This is a genomic window from Arthrobacter sp. KNU-44 (assembly GCF_051843155.1).
Classification (GTDB): domain Bacteria; phylum Actinomycetota; class Actinomycetes; order Actinomycetales; family Micrococcaceae; genus Arthrobacter.
In genome coordinates, this window is the sequence record NZ_JBPXNG010000001.1 from 1 (window position 1) to 16,324 (window position 16,324).

The following is a 16,324-nucleotide window of genomic DNA, read 5'->3' on the forward strand; positions in this document are numbered from 1 at the left end:
CTTATGTAAAGTAATACTCTGCGTATCTCATCAGATGAATCAATTCGCCCTAATCCTCCGGATCCGTCGGGGCGGGCTCACTCGCCCCGGGATTGCGCGGATTTTTGCACCTCTGCAACCCTGGCGGGCAGCTTCCCGGACGATCCAGACGGCTGCGTGTGGTTTTCTGTGACGGCGTGAGACGCGCCTCTGACCTGCGGTTTTGTCGTGATGATGCGTTTGATGAATCATTGATTCAAATTATGAACATGATTCAGGCGTGATTTGGAGGCGAAAATGGCGGTCGATGGGTCCGGGCGCGTGCTGCAACTGAGTGCTGTTCGGCTGCTGCATCCCGAGGAACAGACGCTCGAGGACATGCTTACGGGCTGGCGCAACCAGCAGCTCTCCAGGAACCTTCAATTCGACACGATTGATAAGGGCATCGGATGTGTCCGAAGGTTCGTGAACCATGTGAACGAGTTCCCCTGGAACTGGTCACCGGCCCATGTCGAGGAGTATTTCGGTGACCTGCGCTCGATCCATCAACTGAAGCACTCCACGATCCGCGGTTACCAGTCCGCCCTCCGCCGGTTCACGTCCTACGTATCCAATCCCGACTATGGCTGGGACCAGGTCTGTGAGCAGCGCTTTGGCACGCACCCGTCCCAGGTCTTCTTTGACTGGAACACCGCTGCGCACACGCAAGAGTACGAAGGGCGTCCTTCGAAGCGGCCATTCACCAAGGCTGAACTGCAGATGCTGTTCGACCATGCGGATGACCAGGTCGAACTCATCGCGGCCTCTGGCAAGAAAGGCTGGAAAGCAGCCTACCGCGACGCGGTCATGCTGAAAGTCACCTACTCGTACGGGCTCAGGTTCAACGAACTCCGGCACCTGCAGACCATCGATTTCGCGACCAATCCGCAGGCGCGAAGGTTCGGAAAAACAGGCGTCTGCAAGGTCCGCTTCGGCAAGTCACGCAAGGGCTCCCCGCACAAACCCCGCAGCGTCCTGACGGTCTTCGACTGGACCGCCGGGGTCATCGAGGACTGGCTCGCCAACGGGCGGGGAACGCTTGAAACACTGGACCTGTTCCCCAGCGAACGCGGTGGGCTGATCTGCGAATCCACCCTGCTGCGCCGGCTCCGGCGTTACCTGGACGAGCTGGGACTGCCGCTGGATGGCCTGGATCTGCACTCACTGCGACGCTCCTACGCAACACACCTCCTGGAGGACGGGTGGGATCCTAGCTTCGTGCAATATCAAATGGGCCACGAACACGCCTCCACCACCGGGATCTATCAATTCGTCAGCGATGACTTCCGCAACTCCACCCTCCGTGCGGCCCTGGACCGCACCATGGACGAAGTTCTGGGCGTGCAGATACGGGGCCAATGGTGAGACGCGAAGTCGAATACAAATGGCGGCTTTCCGAGCTTATGGCAGCACGGGGACTACACAACACCACCGACCTCATCCCCCTGCTGGCCGAGCGCGGCATCTCCTTGTCCCGGCCACAGGTCTACCGGCTCGTCAACCAGAAGCCCGAACGCGTCGCGCTCCAACTCATCGCCGCGATCTGTGACATCTTCTCCTGCGGCCCCGAAGACCTCATCACGGTGACAGCCGCCGACGCCCGCACCCGCAAGACCGGCACCAGCGCTCCCAATGTCGTAGACCTGAACCGAACCGTCCGCCCGCGGCGGGCCCGCATCATCGACGATGGACACTGAGGCTCCAGAGGGGCTGACTCCCCGCAACACCAGCCGCGGCCGGCCGCGCACCACCGGGACCGCCACTTGCGTCCGATGCGGCCGAAACGCCGGCCGAACACGCGCCACCTGGCCCGAAGGCAAAATCTGCGGACCCTGCTTCACCACCGCCACCCGCACCCACGGGACCTGCCCTGACTGTGGCCAGCACCGGCTGCTCCCCGGCCCGCCCGAGACCATCGGCGGGCCGCGATGCGCACCCTGCGCAGGCATCCCCCACGACTTCCACTGCGGCCGCTGCGGTGTTGAGGGCGAGTTCTACCGGCTGGGTATCTGCGCCCGCTGCGCCCTCCGGGACGACCTCAACGATCTACTGCTCACAGACCCTGCCGATTCAGGAATAGCCGTCAGAATCGTCGAGGTCCTCTGCAAGGCAGACCGGCCCGAGAGCATCATCACCTGGAAGCGCTCCCCCAAAGTCCAAGCCCTCCTGTCCTCACTCTCAAACGGGACAACACCTTTGACCCACGAAGGACTCAACGCCCAGGCCAAGTCAGCGGAACGAGAAACCAACCACCTGCGGGCACTGTTCGTCCACCACGGACTCCTCCCCTACCAAGACCCGCACCTGGCCCGGTTCGAGTCCTGGATCGAAGACAAGCTCCGCCCCTTGCCCGAACAGGTCGCAAGACCTGTCGAGCACTTTGCCACATGGCACCACCTACGGCGCATCCGGTCCACGACAACACCGGAAACAAGCGCCCGCGGCCCGGTGCACTCGGCCAAACAAGAGATCACCGAAACCATCAAATTCCTGGACTGGCTCTGGCAGACCCACCAAAGAACCGCAGCCACCTGCACCCAGCAAGACATCGAAACCTGGCTCGCCACCGGACCCACGACCAGAAAAGCCATCCGCACCTTCATCGTCTTCATCAACAACACCGGAACAAACACCCGCGTGGAAATGGGCCATTACACCGCCAAAAAACGCCCGGCAATCACCCAGGACCAACGCCTGGCCTGGCTGCGCGAACTGCTCACCGGCACCAGCGAATCCCTGCCCTACAGAGTCGCCGGGATCCTGCTGCTTCTCTACGCCCAACCGCTCGTGCGGGTAGCCAAACTCCGCGTCGAGGCCGTCGAGCCCAACGAAGGCAGCGCGAACATGAAGATCGCCTTCGGTACGCATCCGGTCCCCGTGCCCCAGCCCGTCGCGGAACTACTTCAAGAACACCTGCGAAACCGGCCGAACCTCAGAACCGGATCAGACACACAAAGCCCCTGGCTCTTCCCCGGAACCCGAGCCGGACAGCCACTTCACCCAAACACCATCATGGACAGGCTCCGCAGCCTCGGCATCGACCTGCGCGGCGCACGAAACACCGCCCTCGACGAACACCTGACCCTTTCCCCGCCACCACTGGTCGCGGACGCACTCGGCTACAGCCACCAGGTTGCGTTCCTCCACGCCGACAATGCCGGGGACTCCTGGTCACGCTACGTAGACCGACGAACATAACCGCTGCTGCGGGCTCAGTCCGGGAATCGGGGTTCTTCTCCCCAAATTGCGCTCTGAACGCGGTTCGCGGCGGCCAAACCAACTCGATTGGCGCTGGTCGATGGCCCCTTGATCCTCGCACTGTGTGTGCTTCGATACACAACCCTGTCGCCGACTATTGTCCCCGCATAGCGGCCGCTCGGGTCGTAGACGCGATCGTCATACACCTTGCCAACGTAGATGCCGGAGCGGGAGTAGAGCCGATCTCCCTGCAATCGGAGAGGACGGCCGTTCTTGGTATAGAGATTACTCATGCTCCAATTCAGCCATGACAGTCTGACAATTCCGACTGGCTACCTGCCTCGGTGAACCCGAAGACGTCCATTAGTTACCGTGCAGGCAAGTCGTGACCGCGACGGCTGAGTTCCTCCCGCACCCGGACGAAAGCGTACTGCGGCTTAGCAGAAAGCAAAGGAACCAGGTCGACAAAAGAGGGCGTGCTATCCATAAAGTTCGCGACCGGGATAATAACAACTTCAGTGAGTTGCTCGACGAAGGCATCTTCCGGGAACCGGCCGCTCATTTCGGCGTCGAGCAGGATGGTTCCCGGAAGGTCGCGAGCTACCAAGCCGTCGTGTCGCACAAAGTCAATCGACGGGATCACATCCGTTTGTTCGGCTCGAAGACTCAGAAGGCAGAGGTTTTCTGACCGAAACTCCCCCCTAGGGACCGACGGGTCCCACGCCAGGTTGAGGTAGTAGTCTCCGCTTCCCCATGGGGACTTCTGAAGGTTCACCACCTGATATTCACCGGCCAATGTCGTGCGGAACCAGTTACGACCCCGCTTACGGAACCCGCGGGACTTGAGAACGCCGGCGAATGCTGACTCGACTAGTTTCGTTCTTTCCACACGGGCAATTCTCCAGCATGATCCGTCTGCGGCCGATGAATACGCCCACATTCGATCCGCAGGGATGCCAGTAAATTGCTTTAAGGTTCAACTATTGACCCTTCTTCCCCCAATGTCCTGTGTCCGGTCTCAACATAGTTGTCAGTTCTCTCATCCAATGTGTCAGCCTTCGGGATCCGGCCCGCTGTCTCATCTGACGTGTCAGTGTCGCTGAGGGCAGACTGTGGCCGCACCGGCGAACGCTGCCGGCTCAGTACGTGTCCGTGCGTAGGCTTGCAAAGTGATCGTGCACGAGAATCAACTCAGTCTGAGCCGATCTGACGTCGTGGGCCTCGTGCGGGGGCTCCTTCCTTCGATCGCGAAGAAAAGATCACTGCGGCCGAGAGCGCCGGGACGGTTAGTTACCTCTACCGGGTGGGAACGCGGTACGCCGCCAGTTCCCGATGTAAAGACAGGACGCTGCCAAGATTCGCGCATCGCTGGTTGCGGAACACGCTGCCACGCGAGTTCGCGACAGTCAGCACCGTGTCGTCTCCCGTGCCGGTCGCGATTGGGAAGCCTACGAACAGTACCCTTTGCTCTGGTTTGTCCAGACTTGGATCGAGGGCGAGATCGCGACCACGAAGTCCGTAGCGTCGTCGACGGCCTTCGCGGAGGACCTCGCAGCTCTCATCGCGAGCCTTCGAGCGGCAGGCGCACGCGGACGGGGTCGCCGTTGTCCGGGTATGTTGTGTCCTGTCAGAACGGTGACCACGGGTAGGTTCCGAGGATGTTCGTTGCGATGCTGTTCAGGGTCTCCGGATCCTTGGAGAACGCGGTGTGCGAGGAGGCATCGCTCTTCCCGCCAAGCCCACCTGCCCCAGCCGTGGGGGTGAAAATGACATCGTTGAAACTGCCGGTGACCATGGGGTCAGCCCGATCAAAGTCCACCTTGAGACCCAGGAGTTCGCGTTCGCGGGCCTTGCCGTATTCGAGGACGTCGCGGATGAAGTAGAGCAGCGACCCCCGGTACAGCCAGAAGACGGTGTCCTGCTCCTCGGCGTCCTGCTTCATGGTGAACATCCGGGTGTCGCGGATGTTCCAGCTGTTCGCCCGCATCTTCTTGACGAATTGGGAGTACTCTTCGATTCGGATCGCCGGCGCTAGGAACTGGAGGCTTTCGAGCCCGGTGATGCCGTTCTGGTACAGGAGCGGGATGAAGTCGGCGTGGAAGATGGCCCCGGCGCTGTGCCCCACGGCGTGGAGCTCGACATGCTGCCCCAGGACGCTCCAGCGGGCCGCGAGGCGCTGCGCGAAAAGGTAGGCGCCGCCCTGACACGTTCCCACGATCGGGGCATTGGAGTTCGATGCTGCTTCCTTCATCTCCGTCCAGATGTCGGGAACATTGACGAGCCGGGCCCCGGCACCGAGCACCAGGTTCCGCCATGGCGGCTTACGAGGGAGAGGCTCCAGGATCTGGCCTGCAGGACTGGGCGTAAACCACTCCTTGATAGCATCCCACACGGTCGCCCCAGGGGCGGTGTCCCACAGGAAGTAGATCGGGTAGATCCCATTGGCAAGCCACTTGGGGGTGTAGTCGACGACTTCGCGGATCGCGTTACGGCGCAGGACGTTCCCTCCGTGGGACCAGAACATCACCGGGACAGGACGCCCCCCTGTATTTATCTTCTGCTCGGCTATGAACAGGGGGAGTTCCTCGGAAAGAATGGCGTCGATCTGGGCGACCGGATCTCGGGAGATCTTGTTGCTGAGGACACTGTCGTCCAGGAAGACGGCGTGCCGACGGAGCAGATCCTTTACTTCATAGCGCGGGAACATGGCAGAACCCTCCTCAGGGTGCCGTGCCCCCAGCAGCGCCGCCATGGCGCTCACACACACACCAAGGTAAGCCCAACCGCCCGCAGGGGCCACAGGCAACGCCGACAGATCCGAGCCCCGACGCAGATCTCCCTGCCTCCGTACACGGGGAGGACTGGCCGTCTTGCGCGCAAGACATGTGGGGGAGGCTTTTTTAACCGGTCGATCAGGAACTGTCAGGCCGACCGTATTCATGTAGTCGGGGACTGGTGCCCGGCGTCAGCATAGACGGCTGTCGGGAAAAGCCAATCAACTGCTTCCTGCCACGAATCCACCTGATCGTCGGAAACGAGAGACCAGTCGTCATGTTCGCCCTGCAAGAGAGCTCCTCGAAGGTCAGTCTGGTCGAGTGGGAGGTCTTGGGCTTCAACAAAAAATCGGCCCGCGCCCAAGACGTACTTGAGCGCCTGATTAAGTGCTTCGAATCGAAATTCCCACATTCGAAAGACTCCGAGATCGATCGGCGTGACCTTGTCTGCGTCTGCGATACTCGCAGTGAGCCACGACCACTCGACGTGGTAGTCCGGTGGCTCGCCTAACTCGAATTCAAGAGAAGCGTGAGCGAAGGTGTTCCGGTATTCGAAACAGCGCCGCACCCCTTCGATAAGCGGTGCACGATGCTGCCACGTCGGCAGCAAGCTCGCAATCGCTTTGCGCTTCTCGACCGCGCGATTCATCTTGACCCAGCGGCCTCGCTGCGCATTTGCGTCCGCTGGATCAGAAAGCCATGATCCAAGCTGGATGAGTCGCCCGTCGATCAGGTTCGCTTGGCTAAGGATTAGCCCAACGTGATGGAAGATTGCCGCTCTGTCCTCGGGAATGCCCAAATCGGGGCGCGGATCTCTCATGCATTAAAGGATCCCCCACCGGCCAGACCAGGCAATGACCTACGCTGTCAGTTTCGAAGTCACCTTCGCGGGACAGATTCGCCACAGCGTGGGGTTGTCCCGCATGAGGATCCCCTAACGGAATACTCCCTAGCGGCCCCCGGGTCTCGGCCCGGCGGCGGATCCATACGGAACTGACACGTTTGATGAGACTGCTAAGGCCATTTGTTGTCTCATTCAACCTGTCAGTTGCCAGGTCGGAACTGGCAACTATGTTGAGATCGGACACCGGCGGAAACATCCAACACCGGCAGATATGTCGCATGGATCACATTTCGTCTATGGTTGTCCGGGGCGCCACAGCGTTGTGGCACCCAACTGAGAGCGGAGAAATTTTCGTGACGACAGACAAGCTTCGGGTGCTGGTCCGCGTGGACCTCGACTGCGCAAAGGCCCTGGTTGCCACCCAGGGCCGCGTGACGTCCAAAAGCATCCATGGCCTGTATGACGTGATGAAGCGTGCCAACTCGCTCACCGCGGGCATGACGCTGGAGCTCGACATGACACGGGCTTGGATCGAGCCCGACGCGCTGGAAGAACTCCGGACTTGCTCGCGGTCCCACCATCTGCCTGCCCACGTCGATCCGCTCCAGTCCGAATACCGGTTGAGCATCCTAGCCCCCGATTACGCTGCGCTCCTGGGACCATTAGCTACCCAGGCGGCCTGACCCGCGACAGCAATCCCCAACATCGGGGTGGAAATCCACCAACGAGTCTCCGTATGATTCGGCGAACCGGTCACCGCCGGGTTCCTCACTCCCGTATTTTCAGGGGATTCTGTCAATGCCGATAGTACCGATGTCTCCATTCAGCGTTGCTTGAGAGTATGGACTCCATGGATAAGTTTGCAGCCAGGAACATAGATGGATCGGACGCTGTCCTGGAGGTTCGTGTGGAGCTCGTCGGCAGCGTGCCTACAATTTGGCGTCAGTTTGAGATCCGGGGCTCCATGGCCCTGAAGCAGGTACACAAGGTCCTGCAGGCAGTCTTTGGCTGGGAGGACGTGCACCTGCACAGGTTCACAACAGATGATCCCTTCGCCCCGCTGCGGCCGGTAAACGGCGAGATTCCGGAAGTCCTGCAGTGGCTACCAAGGCAGGAATGCGAAGAACCGGGAGACAGGCCTGAAGAGGAGTGCTCCCTGGACCAGCTGCTCGACCTGAGTTCAGGCGCAGCCTTCTACGAGTACGACTTCGGCGACAGCTGGCTGCACCGGATCGAACTGACGTCCCGCTGGCCCGCAAACGACGACACTCCACCAGCTCTGCTGATTGACGGCGGCCGGCGCGGCCCGCTGGAATCCGGAGGATTTCCCGGCTACGAGGAGATCATGGACGCCCTCGCCGACCCGTCCCATCCTGGCCACGCCGAACATTCCGCCTGGGTGGCCGACATGACCGGCTCCGATAAGCCTTTCGACCCTGCATTCCTGGACATCGCGGCCGTGAACCTGGCGCTGGCCGAGGGGCTCTAACCCCCCGGATTTTGGGGTGAAAAAGGCCTAGTCCTTAACGCCAGGGACAGCGCCTTCCACGCACGCTCCCCCAACCGCTTCTCGCCGCGTAATAATAGGCTGTTGGCTATTCGAACGGGGCGGCCAGCACTGGACCACCGAGAACATAGATCTACAAAGTATCCGTTTTTAGCCAAAGATGCGGCTAGCTATTAGCCATACTTCCGGCTCACATTTCACTATGAAACGGCCCCGCTCAGCGAGGCGAAGGACAAGCTGTCCGCCCTCGTGGTCGGACCAGGTGCATCGAAGGTAGCGTAGGACACGTCGAGATCCTTCGGGCGGCCAGTCCAGTAGATTCCATCATCGGAAACTTCGACCTCCACCGGGCACCGACACACCCACCCCACCACGGTGAAATGCGAAGAGCCACTTTTAGGAGAAAGCGTTGCCGCTTCCCATTGACATATCAGTTCCAGGCGCGATCGTTCCGATTGAGTTTCGAGCAGGCCTATCTACAGTTATCGTTGGCGCCAACGGGTCCGGAAAAACAAAATTGGCGGTTGAGTGCGAACGGCAGCTCGGGGTCATCGCACATCGTATTTCGGCGCAGCGGATGCTAGCCATTGATCCCTCAATCGAGAAAATCAGTGAGGAGGCTGCCCGAGCTCAGCTCCGTTACGGAAATGCAAAACCCAACCAATGGGGTAGTGAACTTGCAGCGCGTGACATCGTACGCTGGGGCCAAGCTCAGCCTCGCTTCATACTTGACGACGCAGGCGCTCTACTTCAGGTGCTATTCGGCGAGCAAGCGAATACGGCCGTAAGCGCCTACAATGCCGCTGCGGACGGCGTTCCGATCGAACGCCGCGATACGCTCATGCAGAAGTTGAAAGCGATTTTTCATCGGGTGTTGCCTACCCGCGACCTAACCATCACGGCAGACGACATCAAAGTTTCTCCCGTTATAGACGAGACAGTCGGCGAACATTACAGCGTCACTGAAATGAGCGACGGCGAAAAAGCGGTTCTCTATATGATTGGCCAAACGCTGGTCGCCGACCACGGCTCAGTCTTTATCATGGACGAACCAGAGATTCACGTACACCGCTCGATCCTCAGCCGCCTTTGGGACGAATTGGAAGCCGCGCGTCCAGACTGCGCCTTTCTTCTGATCACGCACGATCTAGAGTTCGCAGCATCGCGCGCCGGCAATAAACACGTAGTGCGGAGCTACGCACCCACTACCGGATGGGTCATCGAAAACGTGCCCGAGGCCGCAGGCTTCAGCGAGGATCTCGTCACACTGATTCTTGGCAGCCGCAAGCCGATCCTTTTCGTCGAAGGCGAACAGGGCAGCCTCGACCTTGCCTTGTATCGCGCCTGTTATCCCGCCTGAACAGTCGTGCCTCGCGGCGGTTGCGAAGGCGTGATTCACTCGGTCGTCACGATGCGGCGCAATGCAGCGCTCACCCGGATCCAGTGTGCTGGATTGGTCGACGCGGACGGGCACGACGAACGAGACCGTGCGAATCTCGCTGCCAACGGCATCCAAATACTGCCGGTGTCGGAAATCGAGAACCTTCTCCTACTCCCTGCTGTCTCGCGCGCGATCCTCGAGATGAACGACCTCGAAGGGAATGAGCTAGAAACGAAACTCGCGGGGCTGAAGGCAGCAATCTTCGCCGATGCAATGAGCGAGAAAAACGTTAGTGAGGTTGTCCTGGGCTATTGCCGTCGACGTATCGACAGAATGCTCAAGCAGATTGACTTCTCGGCAGACAAGTCGATCGCAGACCTCACTACCAGTTACGCCGCCCGGACGGGCGAACTCGACGTCTCCGAGCTCGCCTCAGATATAGAAACGAAGATAGCTGCCGCTGTTGGCGCCGGCGATCTCGCCGCTCTGCTGGCGGTCTACGACCGCAAGAAGCCCCTCTTGGCGCTGGCATCGTCCCACCTCCGCAACTGGAAGGTCGAGGTGTTCAGTGCTTGGACTACGCGTGCCATTCAGAGCACGCGTGACGACCGACTTCGCCGAGCCATTAGTTGCGTGCTTCCGGAGGTCACTGCCTCTTGAAAGCGATCGCCCCGCATCCAGGTGCAGACGGACCAACACCGGCATGTCAGGTTCCATATAGCCATTGTCATGCGACAGAAAAGCGCCCTATCGCTCCACCGGGCCGTTGACGGCGTGGCCCAAGCCATCAAATGGCACTCTGGTGGCCTAGTATTCGAACCTGTGGCGGTCGTTGATTAGCCCTTGGGTTGACCGATAAAGCATAAGACTCAAATGTCTGTCACTACCGGAGGGACAAGCGGGCGCGCCGGAAGGGCCTAGGTGTTCGCGCGAGGGAAGGCCCCGTCCTGCGTCATGGACCAGACGGTTTCAGGGTGGGGCCTTGGCCTACCCGCAGCGCCTACGGATTGCACCAAGGGTCTCTTCGTATAGATCAGTCATTCGACGGAAATCCGCCCTTACAAAATTTCGACACCTCGCATTAGGGGTTTAAGACTGAGCGATCACGACGATCAACTTCTTCGATCACCTTTTCGATGGCGTGCCGATGATGGCATGTTGTCAATCCGTCGTGGCCAGTCCCTCAGGAGCTCGAAGGCTCCTGTCAATGCACCACCTGCCAAGAGCGCCGATAGATAGAGTGCACCGCTACCCCATCGTTGCGTGTCCGCAGTCGAGATTGAGTACGCGGGATTGATCTGAGGGAAAGATTGTCCGGGTTGACCAGAACGCGTTTCGTCGATCCAGCGGAGTCTATCTGGACCCGACGTACTCGTCGCAAATGGTTGGGCGGGACTTATTTGATCTCGGAAACTGACAGAATAACTCGGGTTCACCACCGCAGTGATGATCTGGTGTTTAGGCGACCGATACTCGCTAGCTTTGGTGCAAGCCGTAGCCGTTTCCCAAGCCCCGTTCAATACCGGTGGTTCCACCATGTTCTGGTCGCCGCTTGTCGATATCCAATTGAACGGGCCACTGACGTCGATCCATGCGGTCGCTGAGCCTCCCCCATCGGTTTCGACTGATGTCGTCGCCAGGTAACCGTCTCGGCGCTGATCCTCCGGCAAGACCATCCCGCAGACAGCGGAGTTTATGGAGTTGTCAAAAGGTCCGACGTTCCATCGTCCGCCATGATCTTTCGATGGTTCCATCTTTGGCTTGTCCTCGCCAAAGTATCCAACTGCGACTTGCACAGGCGTGCCAGGAGGAGCCTGCACGGTTAGCAGCAGTGACAGTCCTCCCGAGAGCGCAGCTGCCGACCGCGCACTCGCGGGATCACCGAGATACGCGTCGGCCCTAAGATCGACGGCGCCACTCGTAGCAATGCTTATGACCGCCCTGGACGTGGTTGCTGAACGAGAAATAGGCGCACCTACACCGAAGGCCACTGCACCTAGGAGCGTGCAAGAAATCACGAAAGCTAACGTCGTAGCTGATCGTCGTAGGTCCGCCCCTTCCCGACCGGCCAGTAGCCGGTTGAGGAGCACAACCGTTGCGAAGGAAGCAACCCCGCCGAAGATCGCACAGATTCCAGTCAGCCAAGGGTCGAAACTAAAATTAGCGGGATTCAAACCCCACAAAGCGGATCCGAACCTCAACTCCACAATGGCATTGGCGACCGTCAGAGCTGAAAGTTGGCCGATGGCAAGGACGACCATCTGCAGCCCCCTCGTCATTGACTTCGATGGCATCCTTGCGCGTCTAACTGGAAGCGTCCCGAGCAGGGCCGCCGCTATCGCGGATAGCCATAGCAACTGAACGTTATTCACAGACGCAAAGCTACCGTGTCGACACCGGTCAAGATGGAAATTGCGCGAACAGGAACGGCCTGGTGAACTTATCGTTCAATCCCAGAGCTTTTGGGTCGTCGCATTTACCTGCGCTCTGGTTAACCACATACGGCAGCGAGCCGATCCGGCAGTTCCCAGGCGTTCAGTGCCGTGACCGTCTTCAGTGGCCCCAAGCGACTCATCGTGCACAATGATGCCCATAAATCCAGCCGCCAGGCAAGTAACATCGCCCGTGAACTGTCGCACGGCTTACTCCAGCACTCCCCAAACCTGCCCTAGATCTCATGGGTTGCCGTGATTGGGATCAGGTCTTTGAGGATGAGGCCAAGTGGCTGGCGGGCGCCCTCCTGATAACCGAAGCAGTATGGTCTGTACGCAATGGCCTGGACCTCCCGCAAATAGCCCAACGATTTGGGGTGAGCGTAGACATGGCCAGGTGGCGTATCAACATGACCGGCGCTAGAAAGAGAGTCGGCCGAAGATCGGCTTGATCCGCCAAAGGCCGACTGTCGGCCAAGCCCGACGATCATTTGGGCTGGCGTTTGATGAAGGCTGCCATTCCCGGGACGGTGAATGCGATCACGCCGTGTTCGGGTGCGTAGACCAGACCTTTTGCGATCAGGTTCGCCCGGATCGGGCCGAAACTGGCCGGCCCCCGGCCCAGGCGGGCTGCGATTTCACCTGAGGAGCTTCCCGTATCGCCGTCTTCGGCCATTGCCCTGAGGTAGTTCTGTTCGGCCCTGGTTGCACGGTCCCAGCGGGCCCGGAAGAATCCGCTGTCCAGGGCTGCACGGCCGTTGGCTGCGCCGACACGGGCATCGTTGTAGGTGATTTTCGAACCCGTTGCTGCGTTCCAGGTGTCCTGCCCGAATTGCTGGAGGAAGTACGGGTAGCCGGCGCTCTCCTCGACGATCAGCGCTGCGGCCGGTTCTTCCCACTCGACTCCGTCGTCGGTAGCTGGTTTCGTCAGTGCTTCTGAAGCGGCCGTTCCGCGGAGTTCCTCGATCTTTTCGTAGTTGAACCGTTCAGCGTAGGACTTTGCTTCAGCCAGAACCCTGGGCAGGCTCGGCAGGCCGGCAAACGCGAAAAGCACACGCCAGTCATCCTGCGCGGCCGCATGCGCGATCGCGCAGAGCGCCACGAGTTCGGCCTGATCGAGATCCTGGGCTTCGTCAATCAGGATCGCCAAGCCGACGCTCTCCTCCTCGGCGGCCGATGCCAGGTCGTGGACGAGCTTGCGAAGATCGGTTTCGAGGACGCCGGTGTCCGCCCCCCCGCCGGAGGTGCCGGCCAGATCCAGGCCGAAGTTCCACGTCCCGTCTTGGTCATAGGACGCCTTGAAGCTCACGGCGGTCTTGAGTGCCTTAAGCAATCGCCGCCCGGCCGAAGGGCGCGCGAGATCAGCGAGGGGTGCATGAAGAGCTTCCCCCAAGGCCTCACGCAATGACTTACCGGCGCCTGCCTCGACCTGGGCAACAAGCCAGTCACGGTCCGTCGCGGACCGCCGGAAATCGGACAACAGGACGGTCTTCCCCACTCCCCTGAGCCCGTAGAGGACAAAGGGCTGAGCAGTCCGGCCGGCCTCGACCCGATCTATCGCAATCTGCCAGTCCGCACGTGGCCGGTCGCGGCCGACGAGGGCCGCAGGTTTCCGGCCAGCGCCGGGCGAATACGGATTCGATACCGGGTCCATGAAGCCTCATTCTCTACGAAGATCTACTGAAATATATGCAAGTCTAGCAAAAACTTAGATATTCATAGAAATGGGTAGAGATGATTCATCCGTGCAACCCGCGAACCCTGCGCCACAGTTTGTGGCGCAATTGAGAGCTTTGACTCGATTGTCGACCGACAGCTCCTGCGGATGGGACACGTCCCCGGGGTGGGGGCGATCTAGGACGCGTCGGTTCTTCTCATCGATGAACTGTTCCACGACGGTTTCGCCTTGTACGGCAAGCAAACCATCACGGACAACGATATCGGCCGAAGACTGGGACAACTGTGATGCCCAGCAACTGGCGTGCGCTTCCTCATGGGGAGGATCGAAGTCACTGCAGACACCTACGACCTGGTCCTGGACCCTCACCGGAAACCGGCGCGCCGTCATCGACGAAACCGCGGAGGTCCGCGATCCTAAATAACACTTCCAAGTGGTCCCATACTCGAGGTACACAGTTGTCCCATTTCGCTGGCAAGCGACAAGGGTCTTGACCCATTCGCGGCGGACTTTCGTCGCGGATTCCATGGCCTTATTGAACTGGAATTATTCGACAGGCTCATGAGGCCGAGTGACTGCTCGATCCCCGGGGCTCCAACCGCTGCATGCGGAGAGGCAGCAGACAGAGAACAGAGAAAAGAAGGACCCTCGAAAGGGCCCTTCGATTCGTTGCCTCAAGGAAAGGGGCGGGCTGCCACGCATGTCTTCTGGAAGTACTGGCAGCTGGGTTTCGCCGTGACGCAAGAATTGCCGCGGAACTGGATGGGTTCTTCGAGGACGAGACGAAGACAAACTACCGCACCCCGTGTTGCCGCCCGCGGAATTAGTCGTAATAGCCCGCCCGCACCTCTCCGACTTCTACGTTAAGGCGCCTGAGAAGATACTGGAACTGCTCGGCGAGGTCCCACTGTCTGCGCCCGCCGAATCTGGCGACCATGTCGACCAACCAAGCATTTCCATTTGCAATGATTTCATCTCTCCTCGCAGGATTCGCTTCGCAGGCCTCCAGAAGTTTCGTCATCAGTTCATCACCCAAGCTCCGAGCCTTCATAGGATCTTCAGTAATTTCGAACTGAAGCTCCTGGGCCCGTTCCAACTTGATCATCATGGTCATCTCATGAAGTTCCATTTGTTTCACCTCACAGTTGCAAGTGGCTATTCGTCAGTTCTGTCTGGGCGGATCGACCGGATTAGGCAGGTGAGGCTTGCATATCAAGACACAAACCGGTTTTATTCCCGGCCTGATCCCCCGCAAATGTTGCACTTTCCGCCACCCTTGCAGGTGAGGCAGCTAGAGAACTCCACATCACTACCGATTTTGTATTTACGCCCGCTGCCATCGCAGACATAACAGAGACCCGTTCCTGAACAATCTGAGCACTTCGCCATTTTCCCTCGCTTCACGACGCCCTTCGCCAGGGCCACTTTTTAAACAGAAAGTAGCCGCAGCCTAGCCGAAAATCCCTGGGTGAATCTACCCCTTCCAACAGGATTGCTGACGCCCGCTGCCCCCGAATCGTCTGTGGAAATGCGCCTGCCAGGATTTCTTAACAGTGCTGAGGTTCGACCGCAAGTGATGTCAGGAAACCTTGACAACAGATTGGAGTCTCTGTGTGGGATCTTCGCCGAACGGTTCATCAGTGCGTTCCGGGACCAGCCGTACTCGACGGGCGCGGAAGCGTACCACTCGTGCTCCTCGGTCGTTCCGGTCTTGTCCGAAATCGTCCTAATATGGCCCGCGGTAAAAGTACCGAAACCAGACTGTGGCGCAATTGAAAGTCGATTCTCGATTGCCGCTCGGTTGACCCCAATGCCGCCCATCACGTGCCAGGCACGCCAGGTTCAACAGTGCAGGCTTTACGGCATCTGTGTTCACCCCCATCGGCAGATCCACTCCCGTCCGGGCATCCTTCGAGCTGATGCTATGCATGTGGCAAGGTCGATTTGCCCCAAGGGCTTCGGTCTTTCGCGGGCGGTTTTCCAGAGCACCTGCATGGTGGCAGGCATCGAGACTCATGTCTTCTGCAGGAGCTTATTGCTGGTTTCTAGGCTGGCTGAGTGCGGACGTCAGGGAACCAGCCTTCCGGGGCTTTTTTCGGTTCGAGGTGTTCGGGGTCCCGGTGTTTTTGCATATCGCATTTGTAGAACGGGCCGCGGGGGTCCAGGAGGACGTTCATGTGGTGGTCTGCGTGGTCTTTGAACCAGACGCTGATGCCGGTGGCTCCGTCGAGTCTGAGGTGTTCCCAGGCCCGCCACAGTGCTTCCACTCGGGAGAGGGCTTCGGGGTGGAAGTACCATTCGATGCACCATTTGGCTGCGCGGCCGTCGACGTCGCGGACGTAGGTCGGCAGGAGCTGCTCGTGCAGGAACTCTTCGGCTGAGCCGTAGACCAATTCCGGTGGCTTCTGCTCTCCCGTCGGTCTCTCGGCAGATGCCTCCGTCTCGCCGGGAGTAGGAGCTGCGCTGAATCGTCCGATATTGCTGTCCATCAC

Annotated in this window: 13 protein-coding genes; 7 read left to right on the forward strand and 6 right to left on the reverse strand. The window is 59.6% G+C overall.

Annotated elements, in window-relative coordinates; all coding sequences use genetic code 11:
• The first annotated feature begins 276 nt into the window (after positions 1-276).
• From ACSVHC_RS00005 to ACSVHC_RS00015, 3 genes are read left to right on the forward strand one after another with little or no spacing between them, the layout of a single operon-like run.
• Positions 277-1,383, forward strand: a complete 1,107-nt coding sequence (locus tag ACSVHC_RS00005) for a tyrosine-type recombinase/integrase (protein WP_439180210.1) — start codon at positions 277-279, stop codon at positions 1,381-1,383.
• Positions 1,377-1,715: a helix-turn-helix domain-containing protein gene (locus ACSVHC_RS00010; protein ID WP_231497281.1), complete on the forward strand. Its 339-nt coding sequence runs from the start codon at positions 1,377-1,379 to the stop codon at positions 1,713-1,715. Before ACSVHC_RS00005 ends, ACSVHC_RS00010 begins: the two co-directional genes overlap by 7 nt.
• Entirely contained in the window at positions 1,705-3,216 is a 1,512-nt protein-coding gene (locus tag ACSVHC_RS00015) for a recombinase XerD (RefSeq protein WP_437770013.1), read from the forward strand. Before ACSVHC_RS00010 ends, ACSVHC_RS00015 begins: the two co-directional genes overlap by 11 nt.
• A 367-nt stretch (positions 3,217-3,583) precedes the next feature.
• Here the strand turns inward: ACSVHC_RS00015 and ACSVHC_RS00020 are convergent, their stop codons facing one another.
• The 3 genes from ACSVHC_RS00020 to ACSVHC_RS00030 form a co-directional block, all read right to left on the reverse strand.
• Positions 3,584-4,105 carry a DUF4304 domain-containing protein gene (locus ACSVHC_RS00020; protein WP_437770014.1) on the reverse strand — a complete coding sequence of 174 codons (522 nt, stop codon included), beginning with the start codon at positions 4,103-4,105 and terminating at the stop codon, positions 3,584-3,586.
• Positions 4,106-4,843: 738 nt separating this feature from the next.
• On the reverse strand, positions 4,844-5,977 hold the full coding sequence (locus ACSVHC_RS00025) for a hypothetical protein (protein ID WP_439180211.1): 1,134 nt from the start codon (positions 5,975-5,977) through the stop codon (positions 4,844-4,846).
• Positions 5,978-6,153: 176 nt separating this feature from the next.
• On the reverse strand, positions 6,154-6,810 hold the full coding sequence (locus tag ACSVHC_RS00030) for a hypothetical protein (protein WP_439180212.1): 657 nt from the start codon (positions 6,808-6,810) through the stop codon (positions 6,154-6,156).
• 377 nt (positions 6,811-7,187) lie between these two features.
• On the opposite strand from ACSVHC_RS00030, the gene ACSVHC_RS00035 reads away from it, so the two are divergent.
• The 4 genes from ACSVHC_RS00035 to ACSVHC_RS00050 all read left to right on the forward strand — a co-directional run bounded on the left by ACSVHC_RS00035 (position 7,188) and on the right by ACSVHC_RS00050 (position 10,382).
• Positions 7,188-7,517: a hypothetical protein gene (locus tag ACSVHC_RS00035; protein ID WP_439180213.1), complete on the forward strand. Its 330-nt coding sequence runs from the start codon at positions 7,188-7,190 to the stop codon at positions 7,515-7,517.
• 167 nt (positions 7,518-7,684) lie between these two features.
• Positions 7,685-8,323, forward strand: coding sequence for a plasmid pRiA4b ORF-3 family protein (locus ACSVHC_RS00040; protein WP_439180214.1), 639 nt, complete (start codon positions 7,685-7,687; stop codon positions 8,321-8,323).
• 427 nt (positions 8,324-8,750) lie between these two features.
• On the forward strand, positions 8,751-9,701 hold the full coding sequence (locus ACSVHC_RS00045; protein WP_439180215.1) for an AAA family ATPase: 951 nt from the start codon (positions 8,751-8,753) through the stop codon (positions 9,699-9,701).
• Between the two features lie 93 nt (positions 9,702-9,794).
• Positions 9,795-10,382, forward strand: a complete 588-nt coding sequence (locus ACSVHC_RS00050; RefSeq protein ID WP_439180216.1) for a hypothetical protein — start codon at positions 9,795-9,797, stop codon at positions 10,380-10,382.
• 2,259 nt (positions 10,383-12,641) lie between these two features.
• Here ACSVHC_RS00050 and ACSVHC_RS00055 read toward each other — a convergent pair.
• The 3 genes from ACSVHC_RS00055 to ACSVHC_RS00065 all read right to left on the reverse strand — a co-directional run bounded on the left by ACSVHC_RS00055 (position 12,642) and on the right by ACSVHC_RS00065 (position 16,321).
• Entirely contained in the window at positions 12,642-13,808 is a 1,167-nt protein-coding gene (locus ACSVHC_RS00055; protein ID WP_439180217.1) for an ATP-binding protein, read from the reverse strand.
• Positions 13,809-14,655: 847 nt separating this feature from the next.
• A complete protein-coding gene (locus ACSVHC_RS00060; RefSeq protein WP_439180218.1) occupies positions 14,656-14,961 on the reverse strand; it encodes a hypothetical protein in 306 nt (101 codons plus the stop codon).
• A 916-nt stretch (positions 14,962-15,877) separates the two neighbouring features.
• A complete protein-coding gene (locus ACSVHC_RS00065; RefSeq protein ID WP_439180219.1) occupies positions 15,878-16,321 on the reverse strand; it encodes a DUF4913 domain-containing protein in 444 nt (147 codons plus the stop codon).
• Positions 16,322-16,324 lie beyond the last annotated feature (3 nt).

What these genes read in the sequence shown, in the direction of transcription:
- ACSVHC_RS00005 (WP_439180210.1), top strand. Translation starts at nt 277, where the DNA reads ATGGCGGTCGATGGGTCCGGGCGCGTGCTGCAACTGAGTGCTGTTCGG.
- ACSVHC_RS00010 (WP_231497281.1), top strand. Translation starts at nt 1,377, where the DNA reads ATGGTGAGACGCGAAGTCGAATACAAATGGCGGCTTTCCGAGCTTATG.
- ACSVHC_RS00015 (WP_437770013.1), top strand. Translation starts at nt 1,705, where the DNA reads ATGGACACTGAGGCTCCAGAGGGGCTGACTCCCCGCAACACCAGCCGC.
- ACSVHC_RS00030 (WP_439180212.1), bottom strand. Translation starts at nt 6,810, where the DNA reads ATGAGAGATCCGCGCCCCGATTTGGGCATTCCCGAGGACAGAGCGGCA.
- ACSVHC_RS00040 (WP_439180214.1), top strand. Translation starts at nt 7,685, where the DNA reads ATGGATAAGTTTGCAGCCAGGAACATAGATGGATCGGACGCTGTCCTG.
- ACSVHC_RS00055 (WP_439180217.1), bottom strand. Translation starts at nt 13,808, where the DNA reads ATGGACCCGGTATCGAATCCGTATTCGCCCGGCGCTGGCCGGAAACCT.
- ACSVHC_RS00060 (WP_439180218.1), bottom strand. Translation starts at nt 14,961, where the DNA reads ATGGAACTTCATGAGATGACCATGATGATCAAGTTGGAACGGGCCCAG.
- ACSVHC_RS00065 (WP_439180219.1), bottom strand. Translation starts at nt 16,321, where the DNA reads ATGGACAGCAATATCGGACGATTCAGCGCAGCTCCTACTCCCGGCGAG.